17 protein-coding genes are annotated in these 17552 nt (G+C 73.0%); 10 read left to right on the top strand and 7 right to left on the bottom strand.

Annotated features, from left to right (window positions below; genetic code table 11):
• Positions 1–41: 41 nt before the first annotated feature.
• Together IAI59_RS05360 and IAI59_RS05355 are read left to right on the top strand one after the other, a co-directional pair.
• On the top strand, positions 42–1001 hold the full coding sequence (locus IAI59_RS05360; protein WP_207419235.1) for a Bug family tripartite tricarboxylate transporter substrate binding protein: 960 nt from the start codon (positions 42–44) through the stop codon (positions 999–1001).
• 79 nt (positions 1002–1080) lie between these two features.
• Complete coding sequence (locus IAI59_RS05355) at positions 1081–1239, top strand: preprotein translocase subunit SecE (protein WP_207419234.1); 159 nt, start codon at positions 1081–1083, stop codon at positions 1237–1239.
• An 88-nt stretch (positions 1240–1327) separates the two neighbouring features.
• On the opposite strand, the gene ndk is transcribed toward IAI59_RS05355, so the two are convergent.
• The gene (gene ndk, locus IAI59_RS05350; protein ID WP_207419233.1) at positions 1328–1747 is read right to left on the bottom strand and encodes a nucleoside-diphosphate kinase; all 420 of its coding nucleotides are present in this window, start codon (positions 1745–1747) and stop codon (positions 1328–1330) included.
• A gap of 188 nt (positions 1748–1935) precedes the next feature.
• On the opposite strand from ndk, the gene IAI59_RS05345 reads away from it, so the two are divergent.
• The gene (locus IAI59_RS05345) at positions 1936–2967 is read left to right on the top strand and encodes an AI-2E family transporter (protein ID WP_207419232.1); all 1032 of its coding nucleotides are present in this window, start codon (positions 1936–1938) and stop codon (positions 2965–2967) included.
• Between the two features lie 52 nt (positions 2968–3019).
• Here IAI59_RS05345 and IAI59_RS05340 read toward each other — a convergent pair whose 3' ends face one another.
• The 4 genes from IAI59_RS05340 to rpe all read right to left on the bottom strand — a co-directional run bounded on the left by IAI59_RS05340 (position 3020) and on the right by rpe (position 7157).
• Positions 3020–3415, bottom strand: a complete 396-nt coding sequence (locus IAI59_RS05340) for a pore-forming ESAT-6 family protein (RefSeq protein ID WP_207419231.1) — start codon at positions 3413–3415, stop codon at positions 3020–3022.
• 140 nt (positions 3416–3555) lie between these two features.
• A complete protein-coding gene (locus tag IAI59_RS05335; protein WP_207419230.1) occupies positions 3556–4665 on the bottom strand; it encodes a glycosyltransferase family 4 protein in 1110 nt (369 codons plus the stop codon).
• 171 nt (positions 4666–4836) lie between these two features.
• Positions 4837–6483: a heparinase II/III family protein gene (locus IAI59_RS05330; RefSeq protein ID WP_207419229.1), complete on the bottom strand. Its 1647-nt coding sequence runs from the start codon at positions 6481–6483 to the stop codon at positions 4837–4839.
• A complete protein-coding gene (gene rpe / locus IAI59_RS05325; protein WP_237181200.1) occupies positions 6483–7157 on the bottom strand; it encodes a ribulose-phosphate 3-epimerase in 675 nt (224 codons plus the stop codon). Before rpe ends, IAI59_RS05330 begins: the two co-directional genes overlap by 1 nt.
• A 234-nt stretch (positions 7158–7391) precedes the next feature.
• On the opposite strand from rpe, the gene trxA reads away from it, so the two are divergent.
• Together trxA and IAI59_RS05315 are read left to right on the top strand one after the other, a co-directional pair.
• The gene (trxA, locus tag IAI59_RS05320) at positions 7392–7724 is read left to right on the top strand and encodes a thioredoxin TrxA (RefSeq protein ID WP_207419227.1); all 333 of its coding nucleotides are present in this window, start codon (positions 7392–7394) and stop codon (positions 7722–7724) included.
• Between the two features lie 9 nt (positions 7725–7733).
• Positions 7734–8894 (top strand): PQQ-dependent sugar dehydrogenase, encoded by a 1161-nt coding sequence (locus IAI59_RS05315; RefSeq protein ID WP_207419226.1) that lies wholly within the window; start codon positions 7734–7736, stop codon positions 8892–8894.
• On the opposite strand, the gene purN is transcribed toward IAI59_RS05315, so the two are convergent.
• Together purN and purM are read right to left on the bottom strand one after the other, a co-directional pair.
• Positions 8891–9550, bottom strand: a complete 660-nt coding sequence (gene purN / locus IAI59_RS05310) for a phosphoribosylglycinamide formyltransferase (protein ID WP_207419225.1) — start codon at positions 9548–9550, stop codon at positions 8891–8893. The two genes, IAI59_RS05315 and purN, sit on opposite strands and share 4 nt — an antisense overlap.
• Entirely contained in the window at positions 9547–10617 is a 1071-nt protein-coding gene (gene purM / locus IAI59_RS05305; protein WP_207419224.1) for a phosphoribosylformylglycinamidine cyclo-ligase, read from the bottom strand. Before purM ends, purN begins: the two co-directional genes overlap by 4 nt.
• Before the next feature lie 137 nt (positions 10618–10754).
• Here purM and IAI59_RS05300 point away from each other — a divergent pair, with 137 nt between their 5' ends.
• The 5 genes from IAI59_RS05300 to IAI59_RS05280 all read left to right on the top strand — a co-directional run bounded on the left by IAI59_RS05300 (position 10755) and on the right by IAI59_RS05280 (position 17517).
• Positions 10755–11504, top strand: a complete 750-nt coding sequence (locus tag IAI59_RS05300) for a hypothetical protein (protein ID WP_207419223.1) — start codon at positions 10755–10757, stop codon at positions 11502–11504.
• A gap of 79 nt (positions 11505–11583) precedes the next feature.
• Positions 11584–12786 (top strand): AI-2E family transporter, encoded by a 1203-nt coding sequence (locus tag IAI59_RS05295; protein WP_237180948.1) that lies wholly within the window; start codon positions 11584–11586, stop codon positions 12784–12786.
• Between the two features lie 2 nt (positions 12787–12788).
• A complete protein-coding gene (locus tag IAI59_RS05290) occupies positions 12789–13544 on the top strand; it encodes an HdaA/DnaA family protein (RefSeq protein ID WP_207419222.1) in 756 nt (251 codons plus the stop codon).
• A 9-nt stretch (positions 13545–13553) separates the two neighbouring features.
• The gene (locus tag IAI59_RS05285) at positions 13554–15791 is read left to right on the top strand and encodes an RNA degradosome polyphosphate kinase (RefSeq protein ID WP_237180947.1); all 2238 of its coding nucleotides are present in this window, start codon (positions 13554–13556) and stop codon (positions 15789–15791) included.
• A 220-nt stretch (positions 15792–16011) separates the two neighbouring features.
• The gene (locus IAI59_RS05280; RefSeq protein ID WP_237180946.1) at positions 16012–17517 is read left to right on the top strand and encodes a Ppx/GppA phosphatase family protein; all 1506 of its coding nucleotides are present in this window, start codon (positions 16012–16014) and stop codon (positions 17515–17517) included.
• Positions 17518–17552 lie beyond the last annotated feature (35 nt).

The following is a 17552-nucleotide window of genomic DNA, read 5'->3' as shown; positions in this document are numbered from 1 at the left end:
CCGCGCACGAACACCCGCAACGCCATGGGAGCCGAACCGCCATGAACCGCCGCGCCGTGCTGGCCGCCACCGCCCTTCTTCCCCTCGCCATGCCGCGCCTGGCGCGCGCGCAAACGGTGCCGCTGCGGCTGGTGGTGCCGGCGCCGCCGGGTGGGCCCACCGACATCCTGGCCCGCGCGCTGGGCGACCGGGCACAGGCCACGCTGGGCCGGCCGGTGATCGTGGACAACCGCGCCGGCGCCGGCGGCATCATCGGCACCGAGGCGGCGGCGCGCGCGGCACCGGACGGCAACACCATCGTGCTGGGGCACAACCAGACGCATGCCAGCAACCAGGCCATGGTTCCGGCCCTGCCCTACAACGTCATCGACAGCTTCGTGCCGATCACCAAGCTGGCCACGGTGCACCACGCGCTGGTGGTGCCGGTGTCCTCGCCATCCAGGACGCTGGCGGAGCTGATCGCGCGCGGGCGGAGCGGGCGGCTGACCTATGCCTCCTCCCAGGCCGGATCGGCCAGCCACGTGATCTCGGAAACGCTGGCGCGCACGGAAAAGCTGGACGCCACGCACGTGCCGTATCGCGGTGCCGCGCCTGCGGCGACGGACACGGTGGCCGGCATCGTCGATTTCTACGTGGCCACCTTTCCCTCCGTGGCGCCGCTGGTGCGGGACAACCGGCTGCGCGCGCTGGAAATCGGCGCGCCCGCGCGGCTGCCCGACTTCCCGGAGATTCCCACGGCAATCGAGGCGGGGGCGCCGTACCTGACCGTCGATGCGTGGTTCGGGCTGTTCGCGCCCGCCGGCACGCCCGCGCCGGTGGTGGAGCGCATCGCGGAGGCCATGCTGGGCGGGTTGCGCGATCCGGAGGTGGCGGCCCGGCTGGCCGGCGCCGGCTTCACGCCCGACCCGCTGCCGCCCGCCGCCTTCGCCGCCTTTCAACGGGCCGAGGTGGAGCGCTGGCGGGAGATGATCCGGCTGACCGGCGTGACGATGGAAGGCTGAGCCGGCACGCTTCCCCCTTGCCGCGCGTCGCGGCGCTGCCTAAACCTCGGGCCAGACGGTGCACAGCGAAGGGACGTCCATGGCCGAGGTGAAGCACGACATCGACTTCGTGGAAGTCAAGGCAGAGGACATCGTGGGCGATCGCGCCCAGGGATGGTCCATGTTCACCAAGGCCACCACCTGGGGCATCGGCGCCGTGATCGTGCTGCTGCTGTTCCTGCATTCCTGCTTCGGCTGACACCGGCGCGCGGCCATGAAAAAGGGCGGCCCTCCTCGCGGGGGGCCGCCCTTTTCCGTTTGGGCGGGCCGCGGCCCGCCCGGCCGGCTCAGCCGACGATCTCGGCGTCCGTGAAGAAGAAGGACACCTCGCGCGCGGCGGCCTCGGTGCCGTCCGAGCCGTGCACGGAGTTCGCCTCGATGCTTTCGGCGAATTCCTTGCGGATGGTGCCCTCGGCGGCGTTGGCCGGGTTGGTGGCGCCCATGATCTCGCGGTTGCGGGCGATGGCGTTCTCGCCTTCCAGCACCTGCACGACCACCGGGCCGGAGGTCATAAAGGACACCAGGTCGTTGTAGAAGGGGCGCGCCTTGTGCTCGGCGTAGAACTCGCCGGCCTTCTCGTTGGACAGCTTGATGCGCTTCTGCGCCACGATGCGCAGGCCCTGCTCCTCGAACTTCGCGTTGATCTTGCCGGTCAGGTTGCGGCGGGTCGCGTCGGGCTTGATGATGGAGAGGGTGCGCTCGGCCATGGAAAGACGTCCTTCGTGTGCAACGGATAAGGTGGTTCCGCGCGCCGGATAGGCGGGGTTGCCGCCGCGCGCAAGGGGCAGGGCCGTGACAACAGCGCAGGCTTGGCAACCGGCGGCCTTGTCCGGGCCTTACACCGGCACGCCAGGCGCCCGGCGTTCCAGCTCCCTTCCCGAAGGATGTCCGCCCCATGCGGCGCAGGTCGATCTCCCTCCTCGTTTTCGTGGCCGTGCTGCTGCTCACGCTGTGGCTGGTGCCCAGCGTGCTGCTGCTGATCTTCGCCGGCGTGCTACTGGCGGTGTTTCTGCGCGGCGGCGGGGACCTTGTCTTCAAGCGCTTTGGGCTGGGCGGCACCGCGCGGGTGCTGCTGTTCGCGCTGCTGGTAGTGGGGGCGGTGGCGGGCTTCGGCATGCTGGCGGCGGCGCCGCTGGCCGACCAGGCCAGCCAGCTGTGGCAGCAGGTGCCGCGCATGACGCAGCAGCTGACCAGCCGGCTGGAATCCTATTCCTGGGGCCAGCAGGTGCTGGAGCAGCTCAAGCCCGAGAACCTGCAGCTGCCCAGCGGCGGCGGCCGCACCGCCGTCACGGCGCTGGGCTCCACCTTCGGCGCGCTGGGCAACGCGGTGCTGCTGATCTTCCTGGGCATCTACTTCGCGGTGGACCCGGGGCTGCACCGCCGCGGCATCGAGCACCTGCTGACCCCGTCGCTGCGCCCCAAGGCGCACCGCATCTGCCGGGAAGCGGGCGAAACGCTGCGCGGCTGGCTGGGGGCGCAGCTGATCTCCATGACCGTGGTCGGCACCCTCACCTGGCTCGGCCTGTGGGCACTCGGCGTGCCGCTGGCGCCGCTGCTGGGCGTGATCGCGGCGACGCTGACCTTTATCCCCACCATCGGCCCGGTGATCTCGGCGGTGCCGGCGGTGCTGCTGGGGCTGGAATCGGGGCTGACCGGCGCGCTGTCCGTGGTCGGGCTTTTCATCGCCATCCAGTCGGTCGAGAGCTACCTGGTCACGCCCTACGTGCAGCAGCGCAGCGTGGACCTGCCGCCGTCGATCACCATCGTGTCGCAGGTGGCGATGGGCACGTTGTTCGGGCTGATGGGGCTGGCGCTGGCCACGCCGCTGGCCGCCCTGGCGCTGATGCTGACCCGCCGCCTGTATGTCGAGGACTACCTGGACCAGGAGCCGCCCGCCGAGGCGCCGGTGATCCTGGCGCCGCGGTGATCCTGGCGCGCCGGCGGCGGGGACACCCCCCGCCCCGGCCACCCGCGCGGCGTCAGCCCGGCGGCAGCGACGCCGCGGCTTTTTTGACCGCTTCCGCCATGCTGCTGCACAGCGCCTGCTCGGTCACGCCCTGGGTCTTGGCAGCTTCCGCCAGCACGATGGTCTGCGGCCCTGCCACCATGGTGCCCGCCTGGCCGCGCGCATAGGCCGCATCGCCCGCGGCGGTGCTGGCGGGCGCCGGCATCAGCGTGACCATGCGGCGCTGCAGCGCCACGGCCTCCGGGTTCACCATCCCCTTGCCCTGGCAGTATTCGAAGATGCCCTGCTGGTTGCGGGTCATGGTGTAGATCATCTCGATCTGCTCAGGCGTGGGCTGCTGCGCGAAAGCGGGGCCGGACAGCAGGGCGGCGGACAGCGCCGCCCCGGCCATGAGCTTGCGAAAGAACATCGGGCACGATCCTTGGACGTTTGGCCCGCCGGCGGAGGCTCCGCCGGCCAGACCTCATTCCATTAGGCGTCGTATCTCAGGCTGCCTAGCAACCGGGGCGATCACATCCCGATGTGCCATGCCCGCCCGGGGCGTGGCGCTCACAGCCCCATCAGGTCCAGTGTCCGGCCGATCACCTTGCTTTCGTCGAAATGCGCCAGTGCGTAGTCCCGCCCGGCGGCGCCCATGCGGGCGCGCAGTGCCGGATCGTCCGCCAGGGTGGCGATGGCCCGGGCCAGCGGCTCCACCGTCAGCGGCGGCACCAGGAGGCCGGTGACGCCGGGCCGCACCTGCTCGCGCGGGCCGCGAATGTCGGTGGCCACCACCGGCAGGCCGGTCAGCATGGCCTCGATCACCGACATCGGCAGGCCCTCGAAGTGGCTGGGCAGGCAGAACACGTCGCTGGCCGCCAGCACGCGCGGGATGTCGTCGCGGTAGCCAAGCCGCTTCAGGCGCGGGCCCAGCACCCGCGCGGCCTCCGCGAAGGCGGGCTCCAGGTCGGGGCCGTGGTCGGAATCCAGGCGGTTGCCCACCACCCACAGCGTGGCGTTGGGCACCTGCTGCATGGCCTTCAGCAGCTCCAGGTGGCCCTTGTGGCGCACGATGCGGCTGACGATCACCACCACGCAGTCGCCCTCCGCCGCACCCAGCTCCGCCCGCACGGCGGCGCGCGCCGCCGGGTCCGGCAGGAAGCGCGCCGGCTGGCGCCCGTTGCCGATGCCCACCGCGTTGCGCGCGATGCCAAGGCGCCGGGCATCCGCCGCTTCCTCCTCGCTCACCGTCATGAACACGTCCGTGGCGCGGCCGCCCAGCCATTCCAGCCCCAGCGACAGCCCACGCCGCCACAGCGGCCCCGGCTGGTTGAACAGGAATCCGTGGCCCGTGTAGGCCACCTTCGGCACCCCCGCCCGCCGCGCCGCCGCCCGCGCCAGAAGGCCCGAGATCGGCATGTGGCCGTGTACCAGGTCGAACTTCTCGGCGCGGAACATCGCCGTCAGCGCCTGCAGCGCGCGCGCCTGCGCCAGCGGGTTCAGGCTGCGCGCGAAGGGCACGGGCACCACGCGGAAGCCCTCGGCGCGCGGGATCTCCAGCATCGGCCCCTCGGCGCAGAAGCCCACCACCTCGTGGCCCCGCGCGCGGGCGGCGCGCATCACCGGCAGCACGAAGTGGCGCATGGAGAAATCGACGTTGCAGACTTCGGCGATCTTCATCGCGGGGCGTGCCTTCGGGCGGGGAAAAGGCCGGGGAAGGGATTCCCCGGACCCCTTCTTTTCTTTTTGCGAGTCCGGGGTGGGGCGGAGTGGCGCGGTGGCGCCAGGCAAGGAAACGGCCAGAGAAGGTGGGGGCCGGGGAGATCCTTCCCCCCGCCCCTTCCCCTCGCCTCAGTCGTCGCCCGCCGGCCCCGGCACGTTGACCCGCCCCAGGCCCCACTGCACGGAAGCCGTGCCGGCCTCGACGCTCAGCACCACCTGCTGGGTGCTGCGCGGCTCGCCGGCCACGTAGACGCTTTCCTCCAGCGCCACCTGCGCGCGGCTGGCGCGCAGCCGCCAGCCCGCGCCCGACGGCAGGCGCAGCAGCACCGCGTTCTCGTCCGGCTGCAGCGTGGCGGACACGCTGGGATGCAGATGAAAGCGGATGACGTAGGCGGGGATCTCCGCGCCTTCCAGCGCGTCCTCGCCGCGCAGGTCGTCGCCCGAGTCGGACAGGTACAGGCGGCGGCGATGGATCACCCCGAAGCCGCGCTTGTAGCCGTCGTGGCTGCTGTCCAGCCATTGCGCGCCGTTGGCTTCCTGCCGCTCGGCTTCCACGTTGTCCGGGCGGCGGCCCAGGCCGTCGTCGCGCAGCTCAGCGCTGTTGGTGTCGGCCAGCGTCAGCGTGGAATGCGCGGCGGTGGAACGCAGCGCGTCGCGCCATTCCGAGTGCGCCGCCGGCGCCGCGCCGCAATTGACGATCATCCGGTCCCGCCCGACCGACAGCTCGAAGGCCAGGGTGCCGGCGTGGTGGAAGCGGTCGGCGTGGCGCGGCAGGCCCGCGGGGCCGGCGCTGGGGCCGCGCTGCGCGTCCGGCGGCGCGCCGCAATCGGCGATCACCAGGGTGCGGCCGGCCTGCAGCCGCTGGAACCCGGCCTCGCCCAGGATCAGCGGCGCGCGGCCACGCGCCTGCCCCTGGGTCAGCACCAGGTCCACCAGCGCGGCGCTCTCGTCGCGCGTGCCGTTGAACAGCGCGAGGCCGCCGTCGCCGTGGCGGAACAGCCGCAGCGCCGGGGCGGCGCGGTCCAGCGCCAGCGCCAGGTGCGGCGGCGCTTCCAGCCCGGCGCCGTGGATCAGGTTGCGGATCTCGATCAGGTCCTGCACGGCCAGCAGCAGCTGGGCCGGGCTGCGCTCCACATGCGCGCCGTCCGGCAGGATCTGGCGGTCGATCTCGGCCGGCAGCAGCCGGAGGCAGCGGGCGATCCAGGTATCCTCGGCCAGCGCCACGGCGGCGGCGAGGCCACCCTTCAGCGCCGCCAGCGCGCCGCGGTGCGCGGCCTCGTCCGGCAGGCCGGCCACCAGCACGCGCGCGTCCTGCGCCAGGCGCACCATGATGGCGCGGCGGAAGCCGTCCTCGGCCGTCGCGGCCAGGAAGTCCCAGTGGCCCAGCCAGGCGGAGACGCGGGCGCCGACCACGGCGGGCACGGCGGCCATCGGCTCATGCCCGCCATGGGCCAGCCAGTCGGCCGTCAGGTCGCGGGCGCGCAGCCGGGCGCCGTCGGTGCCCAGCGCGCGCAGGTCGCGCAGCCAGGCGAAGGCATGCGCGGCGCCGCGCCACGCGGGGGCGCCGGCGGCGGCCGTCCAGCCCTGGCCGCCTTCCTGCGACAGCAGCAGCGGCCGCACGGTGCCCTGGCTTTCGAACTCGCCGCGCAGCAGCCGCTGGCCGCGCGCGGCATCGCCCGGCCACAGGTCGCGAAAGGCGCGGGCCGGCGCGTCGGGCGCCTTCACCGGCTTCAGCCCGGCGACAACCTTGCGCGCGCCGCGCAGCCAGTCGGACATCAGGCGGACACCTCGGCATGGGGGCCGCGCAGGGCGGCGATGGCGGCGGCATAATCGGGCTTGCCGAACACGGCGGTGCCGGCCACCAGCGTGTCGGCGCCGGCGGCAAGGCAAAGCGGCGCGGTTTCGGCGGTCACGCCGCCGTCGATCTGCAGGCGGATGTCGCGGCCCGAGCCATCGATCATGCGGCGCAGCTCGGCGATCTTGGGCAGCTGCGAGCGCAGAAAGGACTGGCCGCCAAAGCCGGGGTTCACGGTCATCACCAGCACCAGGTCCACCAGGTCCAGCACCGGGGCCACGGCCGCCGCAGGGGTGCCGGGGTTCAGCACCACGCCCGCCTTCTTGCCCAGCGCCCGGATGGTTTGCAGCGAGCGGTGCAGGTGCGGCCCGGCCTCGGGGTGCAGCGAGATCCAGTCCGCCCCCGCCTCGGCGAAGGCCGCCAGATAGGCATCGGCCGGGGCGATCATCAGGTGCACGTCGAAGGGCAGGCGCGCATGCGGCCGCAGCGCCTTCACGACCGCGGGGCCGAAGGAGATGTTGGGAACGAAATGACCGTCCATGATGTCGAGGTGCAGCCAGTCGGCGCCGGCGGCCTCGATGGCGGCCACTTCCTGGCCCAGCCGCGCGAAATCGGCGGCCAGGAGCGATGGGGTGATGAGCGGAGGACGTGTCACGCCGGGGTTTATGCCCGCCGTGCGTGTGCCGAACAAGCAGCCCCGGCCGTGTTTAAGGCTTCCGGCGGGGCGGAATGCCCGCCGGCACGCCGCATCCGGGCCGCGCATCCGGCGGGGCGCCGGCGGCCGGTGGCCATCCCGCGCCCCCACCGCTTGACCCGGGGGGGCCGCGACACGACTCTGTTCCCTGAGCAAGCCGGGCCGGCCCGGCCCCGAGAACAAGGGACACAACACATGAGCGACCTGACCAAGCCCGTCAGCGACGACAGCTTCAAGACCGACGTGCTGCAGGCCACCGGCCCCGTGCTGGTGGATTTCTGGGCCGAATGGTGCGGCCCCTGCCGCATGGTGGCGCCGATTCTCGACGAGATCGCCAAGGACTACGAGGGTCAACTGACCATCGCCAAGGTGAACATCGACGAGAACCCGGTGACGCCGAACGACTACGCCGTGCGCGGCATCCCGACCATGATCCTGTTCAAGGACGGCAAGCCGGTCGAGACCAAGGTCGGCGCGCTGCCCAAGAGCCAGCTCAAGGACTGGATCGCCAGCGCGCTGGCGAAGTAGCAGCGCCGCATGCGCCGTGCCGCCCTGCTCGCCATGGTGGCACTGGCCGCCTGCGCCCCGCTGGCGCAGGCGCAGCGCGTCGCCGGCACGGGCGAGGTGGTGCGCCAGGCCAGCGTGCCGTTCCGCGTGTCCACCTTCGCCGGCGGGCTGGAACGGCCCTGGGGCGCCGCCTTTCTGCCCGATGGCCGCCTGCTGGTGACCGAGCGCCCGGGCCGCCTGCGCCTCGTGGCGCGGGACGGCACGGTGTCGGCGCCGCTGGGCAACGTGCCGGAGGTGCTGGCCGCCGGCCAGGGCGGGCTGCTGGACGTGCAGCCGGCACCGGACTTCGCCACGACGCGCGAGCTCTACCTGTGCCAGGCCGTGCTGCTGGCCGCCCCCGCGCGGGGCACCGCCACCCGGCTGGTGCGCGCCCGGCTGGCCGAGGACGCTTCCCGGCTGGACTTCGCGCAGCCCATCCTGGATGCCCTGCCGGTGGACCGCGGCGGCAGCCGCAACCACTATGGCTGCCGCATCGCCTTTGACACGGACGGCAAGCTGTTTCTGTCCACCGGCGAGCGGCAGGACAAGCCCCGCGCGCAGCGGCTGGACGATCTGGCCGGCAAGGTGCTGCGGTTGGAGCGCGACGGGCGCCCGGCGGCGGGCAACCCGTTCCTGGGCCGCGCCGGGGTGCGGCCGGAAATCTTCACCTTCGGCCACCGCAACCCGCAGGGGCTGGCCCGCAACCCCTGGACCGGGGCGATGTGGGAAGCCGAGTTCGGCGCCCGCGGCGGCGACGAGGTGAATCTGCTGAAGCCCGGCCTGAACTACGGCTGGCCGGTGGTGACGCACGGCACCGACTACGACGGCAGCCGCATCGGCGAAGGCGCTTCCCGCCCCGACATGGAGGAGCCGCTGCGGCACTGGGAGCCGGCGGTCAGCCCGTCCGGCATCAACTTCTATGACGGCGACGCCTTTCCCGCCTGGAAGGGCAGCCTGTTCATGGCCAGCCTGAACACCCCCGGCTTGGTCCGCCTGTCCACGGAGGGCGACCGCATCACCGGCGAGGAGCGGCTGCTGTGGGGCGAGCTGCGCTTCCGCCACGTGCTGCAGGGGCCGGACGGCCTGATCTACCTGCTGACCGACGAAACGCGCGGGCGCGTGCTGCGGCTGGAGCCGGCGGCCGCCCGCTAGGCCGGGTTGCGCAGCGCCGCCGCGTCCGGCCCCGGCTGGTCCGCGACCACCGCCCGCGCCCCCTCCACCCGCACCCGCCCCTGTGCCACCAGCGCCAGGGCGGCGGGGTAGAGCGCGTGTTCCTGCTCCAGCACGCGGGCGCCGAGGCTGTGCTCGTCATCCCCCGCCAGCACGGGCACGGCGGCCTGGGCGATGATCGGCCCCTCGTCCACGCCGGGCGTCACCAGATGCACGGTGCAGCCATGCAGCCGCACGCCGGCGGCCAGCGCGCGGGCATGGGTGTCCACGCCGGGAAAGGACGGCAGCAGGGAGGGGTGGATGTTGACCATCCGCCCGGCCCAGCGGGACACGAAGCCTTCCGTCAGCACCCGCATGAAGCCGGCCAGCGCGATCAGCTCCACGCCGTGCTGGGCGAGCTCCGCCTCCATCGCCGCCTCGAACGCCGCGCGGTCGCGGCCGAAGGGGCGGCTTTCCACGATGGCGGTGGGGATGCCGGCCTCGGCAGCGCGGGCCAGCCCGCCGGCGCCCGCCTTGTTGGCCAGCACCAGCACGATCTCCGCCGGGTAGGCCGGGTTGGCGGCGGCGGCCAGCAGCGCCGCCATGTTGCTGCCGCGGCCCGAGATCAGGACCGCGCAGCGGCGGCGCGGCAGGCTCATGCCACCGGCCAGCGGGGGGACAGGTTCTGCACGTCCACCACCGGCTCGGCGCCCTCGGTGCCGGCGGCGATGTGGCCGATGCGGCTGACCTCCTCGCCTTCGCCGGTCAGCAGGGCGATGGCGGTTTCCACCTCGTCCGGCGCCACCACCAGGATCATGCCGATGCCGCAGTTGAACACGCGCAGCATCTCGTCCGGCTTCACGCCGCCGGCCTGGGCCAGCCAGCCGAAGACGGGGGCGGGGTGCCAGCTCGCCGCGTCCACCACGCCGACGGTGCCCTGGGGCAGCACGCGCGGCAGGTTGCCGACGATGCCGCCGCCCGTGATGTGCGCGGCGGCCTTGAGGATGCGCGCCTTGTGCAGCGCCAGCACGGACTTCACGTAGATCCGCGTGGGCTCCAGCAGCGCGTGGCCGAGGCTCAGCCCGGTGGCGAAGGGCGCGGGGGTGTCGTGCCCCTGGTTGGTCGCCGCCAGGATGCGGCGCACCAGCGAGAAGCCGTTGGAATGCACGCCGGAGGAGGCGAGGCCCAGCAGCACGTCGCCCGGCCGCACGTCGTCCCGCGGCAAGAGCCGGTCGCGCTCGGCGGCGCCCACCGAGAAGCCGGCGAGGTCGTAGTCGTCCTTGGCATACATGCCCGGCATCTCGGCCGTTTCGCCGCCCACCAGGGCGGAGCCGGCCAGGCGGCAGCCCTCGGCGATGCCGGAGATCACGGCGCGCGCCTGCGCCAGCTCCAGCTTGCCGGTGGCGAAGTAATCCAGAAAGAACAGCGGCTCGGCGCCCTGCACCACCAGGTCGTTGACGCACATGGCCACCAGATCGATGCCCACCTTGTCGTGCAGCCCGGTGTCGATCGCCAGCCGCAGCTTGGTGCCGACGCCATCGGTGGCCGACACCAGCACCGGGTCGGTGTAGCCCGCCGCCTTGAGGTCGAACAACGCGCCGAAGCCGCCGAGGCCGCCCATCACGCCGGGGCGGTGGGTGGCCTTGGCCAGCGGCTTGATGGCATCCACCAGGGCATCCCCCGTTTCGATGTCCACGCCGGCGTCGCGATAGGTCAGACTGGTCATGCAGGGGCCCGATAAGCTATGCGCAAAGACCCAGGGGGCAACCGCCCCGTCCTGGCCAGGTCTTCCAAGGGGGCGGAATGCAACATTTTCGGCGGCTGGCCGCAACTGCTGTCATCACAGGGCTGCTCGGACTGCCCATGGCAGCCGGGGCGCAGGACAGCGGATTCACCCAGCGCGGCGTGACGGTGGAAACCACGGCGGAGAACGCCGTGGTGGCCCGCACCCAGGCGCTCACCGCCGCCCAGCGCCAGGCCTACGGCAAGATGGCGAGCGAGCTGGGCTTCAGCCGCAGTGCCTCCGACTCCCAGATCGAGAGCATGGTGGACAGCATCATCGTGGAGCAGGAACGCTCCACCCGCAGCGGCTACACCGGGCGGCTCACGGTCAACTTCAACCCGCGCCGGGTGGCCAGCTTCGCCGGCATCAGCGCGGGCACGGCGGGCACCGCCCAGGCCGGCGCCGCGCCATCCGGCCCGGTCAACGACGCCGCGCCGCCCATCGTGCCGCCCGGCCTCGCCGCGCGCACCAACGGCGGGGCCTTCAACCCGGCCAGCGCCTTTGTGGAAAGCGTGACGCAGTTCGGCGGGCTGGCCGAATGGCTGGACCTGCGGCGCCGCCTGCTGAGCAGCCCGGCCGTCGCATCCGTGGACATCCTGGCCATCGCGGTGGACGGCGCGCGCCTGCGCCTCGGCCTGCGCGGCGCGCCGGCCGAGGCAGCGCAGGTGCTGGCCAGCGAGGGCATCGTTTTGCAGCAGACCGGCGGCATCGCCCCCGCCAGCGGCGGCGGGCTGGCGGCCCCGGTGCGCTTTGGCGGCACCCCGGGCGTGGCCACGCCGGTGGCCGCGGCCAACGCGCCGTGGCTGCTGGGGCTGGCCGGGCGCGTCTGACCGGCGGGGGGGGGACATTCCCTTCCGCCGCCACGGCGAAGGTTTCGGCCACGACGCGGAAAAGGCTATGTTGCACCGCATGCCGTCCGAAACCGCCCCGCCACCGGCCTTGAGGCCCGGCACCGCCGCCCCCCCGCCGCGCGCCGCGCGGGGCGAGCCGCGCCTGCCGCCGCTGGCACCCGGGCCGCTGTCGCCCGGGCCGCGCACGGCCACGCGGGGGCAGCGCATCGGGCTGGTGCTGGGGCTGGCGGCGACCACGCTGCTGCTGCTGTGGCTGTTCTCGGCCATCCTGACCCCCTTCGTGCTGGCCGGCTGCATCGCCTATTTCCTGGACCCGGTGGCCACGCGGCTGACCCGCATGGGCATGCCGCGCGGGCTGGCCGCCCTGCTGCTGCTGGGCGGCATGATGGCGGCGGCGCTGCTGGTGGTGCTGCTGCTGTACCCGCTGCTGATTGCCCAGGTGGGCACCCTGCTGGCCCGGCTGCCCAGCTACGTGGCCAGCATCGGCACCGCCGTGCAGGACGGGCTGGCGGCGCTGGAGGAACGGCTCGGCCCCGAGGTCATGGACACGCGGCTGCGCGACCTGGCCGTCAGCCAGGTGGGCGCCATCCTGGCCTTTCTGGGCACCGCCGCGACGCGGCTGATCGGCGGCGGCTACGCGCTGCTGTCGGTGTTCACGCTGGTGGTGGTGACGCCGGTGGTGGGCTTCTACCTGTTGCGCGACTGGCCGCGCATCCTGCGGCGGGTGGAAAGCTGGCTGCCGCGCCGCTACGCCGGCACGCTGCGGCAACTGGCGCACGACACGGACCGGGTGCTGTCCGCCTGGCTGCGCGGGCAGTTGCTGTGCTGCGCGCTGCTGTGCGTCTACTACGCCATTGGCCTGTCGGCGGTGGGGCTGGAGCTGGGGCTGATCCTGGGCATCGCCTCGGGCGTGCTGTCCTTCATCCCCTATGTCGGCTCCATGACCGGGCTCGGCACGGCGCTGCTCCTGGCGCTGGGGCAGTTCGGCACCTGGGAAGGCGTCGGCATGGTCGCCGCCGTGTTCGTCACCGGGCAGATCGTGGAAGGCTACATCATCTACCCCCGCCTGCTGGGCGACCGGGTGGAGCTGCACGCGGTGTGGGTGATCTTCGCGCTGTTCGCGGGCGGCGTCGCCTTCGGGTTCCTGGGCGTGCTGCTGGCGGTGCCCATGGCCGCCGTGATCGGCGTGCTGGCCCGCTACTGGCTGCGCCGCTACCTGGAAAGCCCGCTCTACCTCGACCCGCCCCGCACCGGGCTCTGACGGTGCCACGCCAGCTCGCCCTGCCGCTGGACCTGCCGCAAAGCTTCGCCGGCGAGGTCCTGCCGGATGCCTCCAATGCCGAGGCGATGGCCTGGCTCGGCCGCGTGGAATCCTGGCCCGCCCACCGGCTGGCGCTGTTCGGCCCGGCGGGCGTGGGCAAGTCGCACCTGCTGCGCCAGGCGGCGGGCGCGCGGGGCTGGCGGGTGCTGCACGGCCCGGCGCTGCTGGGCGTGCCCGAGCCCGCGCCCACCGCGCTGGACGACGCCGACGGCGTGATGGACGAGGCGGCGCTGTTTCACCTGATCAACGCCTGCGCCAGCGCCGGCCTGCCGCTGCTGCTGGTCGGCCGCGCGCCCCCCGCCCGCTGGCCGGTGCTGCTGCCCGACCTTGCCAGCCGGCTGCGCGCCACCGCCGCCGTGGGCATCGCGGAACCCTCCGACCCGCTGCTGGCCACGCTGCTGGCGCGCGACTTCGCGGAACGCCAGCTCCTGGTGCCGGAAGCGGTGCGCGACTGGCTGCTGGCCCGCCTGCCGCGCGAGGCGGCGGCGATCGCCGAGGCGGCGGCACGGCTGGACCGCGCGGCGCTGGCCGCCGGCGGCGCCGTGACCCGCCCCCTGGCGCGGGCGGCGCTGGCCGACTGGCCGGGCTTCGGCCCGCCGGGCGACGCCCTGCTGGCCGAGGGCGAAGCGTTAACGATCCATGATGTTTCGTCCGGGGCGGGCCTGGCACCCTCCCCCCCGCTGCCCGCCTTGCTGTAGGCTGGGCGGATGGACGCCGCACCCAGCCTGCCCACCGACACCGCCGAAGCCGCCGCCCCGCGCGAGCCTGGCATCGCCCCCGACAGCCCCGCCCGCTTCATCAACCGCGAGCTGTCCTGGCTGGACTTCAACGCCCGCGTGCTGGAGGAGGCGGAAAACCCCAAGCACCCGCTGCTGGAGCGGCTGCGCTTTGTCGCCATCTCGGCCTCCAACCTGGACGAGTTCTATTCCGTGCGCGTCGCGGGGCTGGTGGGGCAGGAGCGCGCGGGCATCGCGCCCTCCTCGCCGGACGGGCTGACGCCGGGGCAGCAGCTGGTGGCCATCCATGCCCGCGCCGCCGCCCTGATCGAGGAGCAGCACGCCGCCTGGCGGCAGCTGCGCGGCGACCTGCGCGAGGCCGGCGTCAGCGTCGCCGCCGTGGAGGAGCTGTCGGAAGCCGACCGCCGCTGGCTGGAGGTGTGGTTCCTGGAGCGGGTGTTTCCCGTGCTGACGCCGCTGGCGGTGGACCCGGCGCACCCCTTCCCGTTCATCGCCAACCTGGCGCTGTGCATGGTGCTGAAGCTGGTGCGCGAGGAGGATGGCGGCACCATGCGCGCCCTGCTGCCCGTGCCGCCGCAGATCGAGCGCTTTATCCGCCTGCCGGCGGCCGAGGACACGGCGCAGCCCGGCAGCCCCGGCTTCACCGTCGGCACGGGGCCGATCCGCTTTGTGCTGCTGGAAGACCTGATCAGCCTGTTCCTGCACCGGCTGTTCCCCGGCTACATCAATGCCGAGCAGGGCCTGTTCCGCATCATCCGCGACACCGGCGTGGAGTTCGAGGAAGAAGCCGAGGACCTCGTCCGCTCCTACGAGACCGCGCTGAAGCGCCGCCGGCGCGGCCGCGCCATCCAGCTCGCCGTGGATGCCCGCATGACCGCCGACCTGGTGGACTTCGTGGCCGAGGAGCTGGACGCGCCGCGCGCCGAGCTGTTCATGGTCGATGGCCTTTTGGGCATGGCCGACCTGCGGCAGCTCATCGTCGACGACCGGCCGGACCTCTTGTTCACGCCCTACACGCCACGCTTCCCCGAGCGCATCCTGGATTTCGGCGGCGACTGCTTCGCCGCCATCCGCGCCAAGGACATCGTGGTCCACCACCCCTATGAATCCTTCGACGTGGTGGTGCAGTTCCTGCGCCAGGCGGCGCGCGACCCCAGCGTGGTGGCCATCAAGCAGACGCTGTACCGCACCTCCCGCGACAGCCCGATCACCCGCGCGCTGATCGAGGCGGCCGACATGGGCAAGTCCGTCACCGCCATGGTGGAGCTGAAGGCCCGCTTCGACGAAGAGCGCAACATCGCGCTGTCGCGTGAGCTGGAAGCGGCCGGCGTGCAGGTGGTCTATGGCTTCGTGGACCTGAAGACCCACGCCAAGATGTCGCTGGTGGTGCGGCGCGAAGGCCAGGGGCTGCGCTCCTACGCGCATTTCGGCACGGGCAACTACCACCCCATCACGGCGCGCGTGTACACCGACATCAGCTTCTTCACGACCGACCCGGCGCTGACGCGGGACGCGCAGAAGCTGTTCAACTACATGACCGGCTATGCCCGGCCGGAAACCATGGAAGGCCTCGCCTTCGCGCCGCTGACCATCCGTGCCTCGCTGATGGCGATGATCGAGCAGGAGATCGCCTTCGCCGCCGAAGGCAAGCCGGCCGGCATCTGGCTGAAGATGAACTCGCTGGTGGACGAGGCGCTGATCGACGCGCTGTACCGCGCCAGCGCCGCGGGCGTGAAGGTGGAGTGCATCATCCGCGGCATCTGCTGCCTGCGGCCGGGGGTGCCCGGGCTGTCGGAGAACATCCGGGTCAAGACCATCATCGGCCGCTTTCTGGAACACAGCCGCATCCTGGTCTTCGGCAACGGCCACCGCCTGCCGTCCCGCCGCGCCCGGGTCTACATCAGCTCCGCCGACTGGATGGCGCGCAACATGGACTGGCGCGTAGAAACGCTGGTGCCGGTGGAGAACCCCACCGTGCACGCGCAGATTCTGGACCAGATCATGGTGGTCAACCTCAAGGACACCGCGCAGTCCTGGCAGCTGCGCGCCGACGGCTCCTGGCGCCGGCTGAAGGCGGGGGACACGCCGATCTCGGCGCATGACTACTTCATGACCAACCCCTCGCTGTCCGGGCGCGGCAGCGCGCTGCACCGCGCGCCCCGCCGGGGGCCGGCGCGGCGGCGGCAGGACCGGGTGGCGCAGGACTGAAGGCGGGCAAACGGTCGGGGACAGGAATCCCCCCGACCGCCCAGCTTCTTTCCGGCGCCACGGCCGGCCCCGGATGGGAATCAGAAAAAAGATGCGGTCCGGGGAATTCTTTCCCCGGCCTTGCCCGTTACCCGCAAGGCCAAGCCCTGGTCTGGCCCTGCCGGCGGCCGCATGCTTCATGCGTGCCGCCGCCGCTTCTCACGTTGCAAGGATTTCGCGCTTGACCCTGCCGGACGCCGCCACTCCGCCCCCTCCCGGCCCGATCCCGCGCTGCGGCGTGGTCGATCTCGGCTCCAACTCGGTGCGGCTGGTGGTGTTCGAAGGGCGCGGGCGCAATCCGCTGGCCATCTTCAACGAAAAGGCGGTGCTCGGCCTGGGGCGCGGGCTGCAAACCACCGGCCGGCTGAACGAGGAAGCGCTGCCCCAGGCCGTCACCGTCATGGCGCGCTACCACGCCGTGGCGCGCGCCATGGGCGCCGACCCGATCGAGGTGCTGGCCACCGCCGCCGTGCGCGACGCCTCCAACGGCCCCGCCTTCGCGCAAGCGCTGCGCGATGCCATGCCCGGCGTGCCCATCACCATCCTGGAAGGCGAGCAGGAGGCGCGGCTGTCGGCCGAGGGCGTGCTGATGGGCTTTCCCAGCGCCGACGGCATCCTGGGCGACCTCGGCGGCGGCTCGCTGGAGCTGGTGGAGCTGAACCAGGGCGCGCCGGGGCGCATGACCTCGCTGCCGCTGGGCGCCATCCGGCTGTCCGACCGCGCGGGCGGCGACGTGACCCGGGCGCGCGGCATCGCGGAAGCCGAGCTGGCCGGCGTGCCCTGGTTGCCCAACGGAAAGGACCGTGACCTCTATTTGGTCGGCGGCGCTTGGCGGGCCCTGGCCAAGATCCACATCGCCCAGACCGCCTACCCGCTGTCCATCGTGCACCACTACGTGCTGCGGCGGGAAGAAGCGCGCGACCTGTGCGGGCTGGTGATGGCCGCTACCCGCCGCACGCTGGAACGCATTCCCGGCGCACCTTCCAAGCGCCTTCAGGACCTGCCCTTCGCGGCCGTGGCGCTGCGCCGCCTGCTGCGCGCCACCGGCGCGCGCCGCGTGGTGTTCAGCGCCAACGGCCTGCGCGAAGGCTGGTACGCCCGCCTGCTGCCCCCCGCGGTGCGCGAGCAGGACCCCCTGCTGGCCGCCGGCCGCGAGATGGCCGAGCGCTATGGCCGCGACACCGCCATGCCCCAGGCCCTGGTGGACTGGACCGCCCCCCTGTGGGGCCAGGAAAACCCCGCCGCCACCGCGCTGCGCGAGGCCGCCTGCTGGCTGTCCGACATCGGCAGCCACGACCACCCCGACTACCGCGCCGAACAGTCCTTTCTGCGCGTGCTGCGCCAGCCCGGCATCGGCCTGGACCACCATGAGCGCGCCTTTCTCGCCCTGGCCGTGGCGCTGCGCTACGAGCCGGAAGCCGACGCGCCCTGGCTGGCCAGCGCCCGGATGCTGCTGGATTCGGCCGCCATGCGCCGGGCCGAGATGCTGGGGGCGGTGCTGCGGCTGGCCTATACCCTGTCCGGCGGCACCCCCACCCTGCTGTCCCGTACCTCGCTCTCCGTTTCGGGCGCGACGCTGACCCTGCGCCTGGCGGGCGGTGGCGTCTTCGCCGGCGACAGCGTGCAGCGCCGGGTGGAGGCGCTGGCGGCGACGCTGGGGCTGGAAGGGATCGTCGATCCGGGGTGAAGGCCAGGGGCGCCGCCCCTTGACCCCGCCGGGGT

Origin of the sequence: Roseomonas haemaphysalidis (assembly GCF_017355405.1) — a bacterium.
In the GTDB taxonomy this organism is placed as follows: Bacteria; Pseudomonadota; Alphaproteobacteria; order Acetobacterales; family Acetobacteraceae; genus Pseudoroseomonas; species Pseudoroseomonas haemaphysalidis.
Note: the sequence above shows the minus strand (reverse complement) of the source record. Positions and strands in the feature narration are given on the sequence as shown.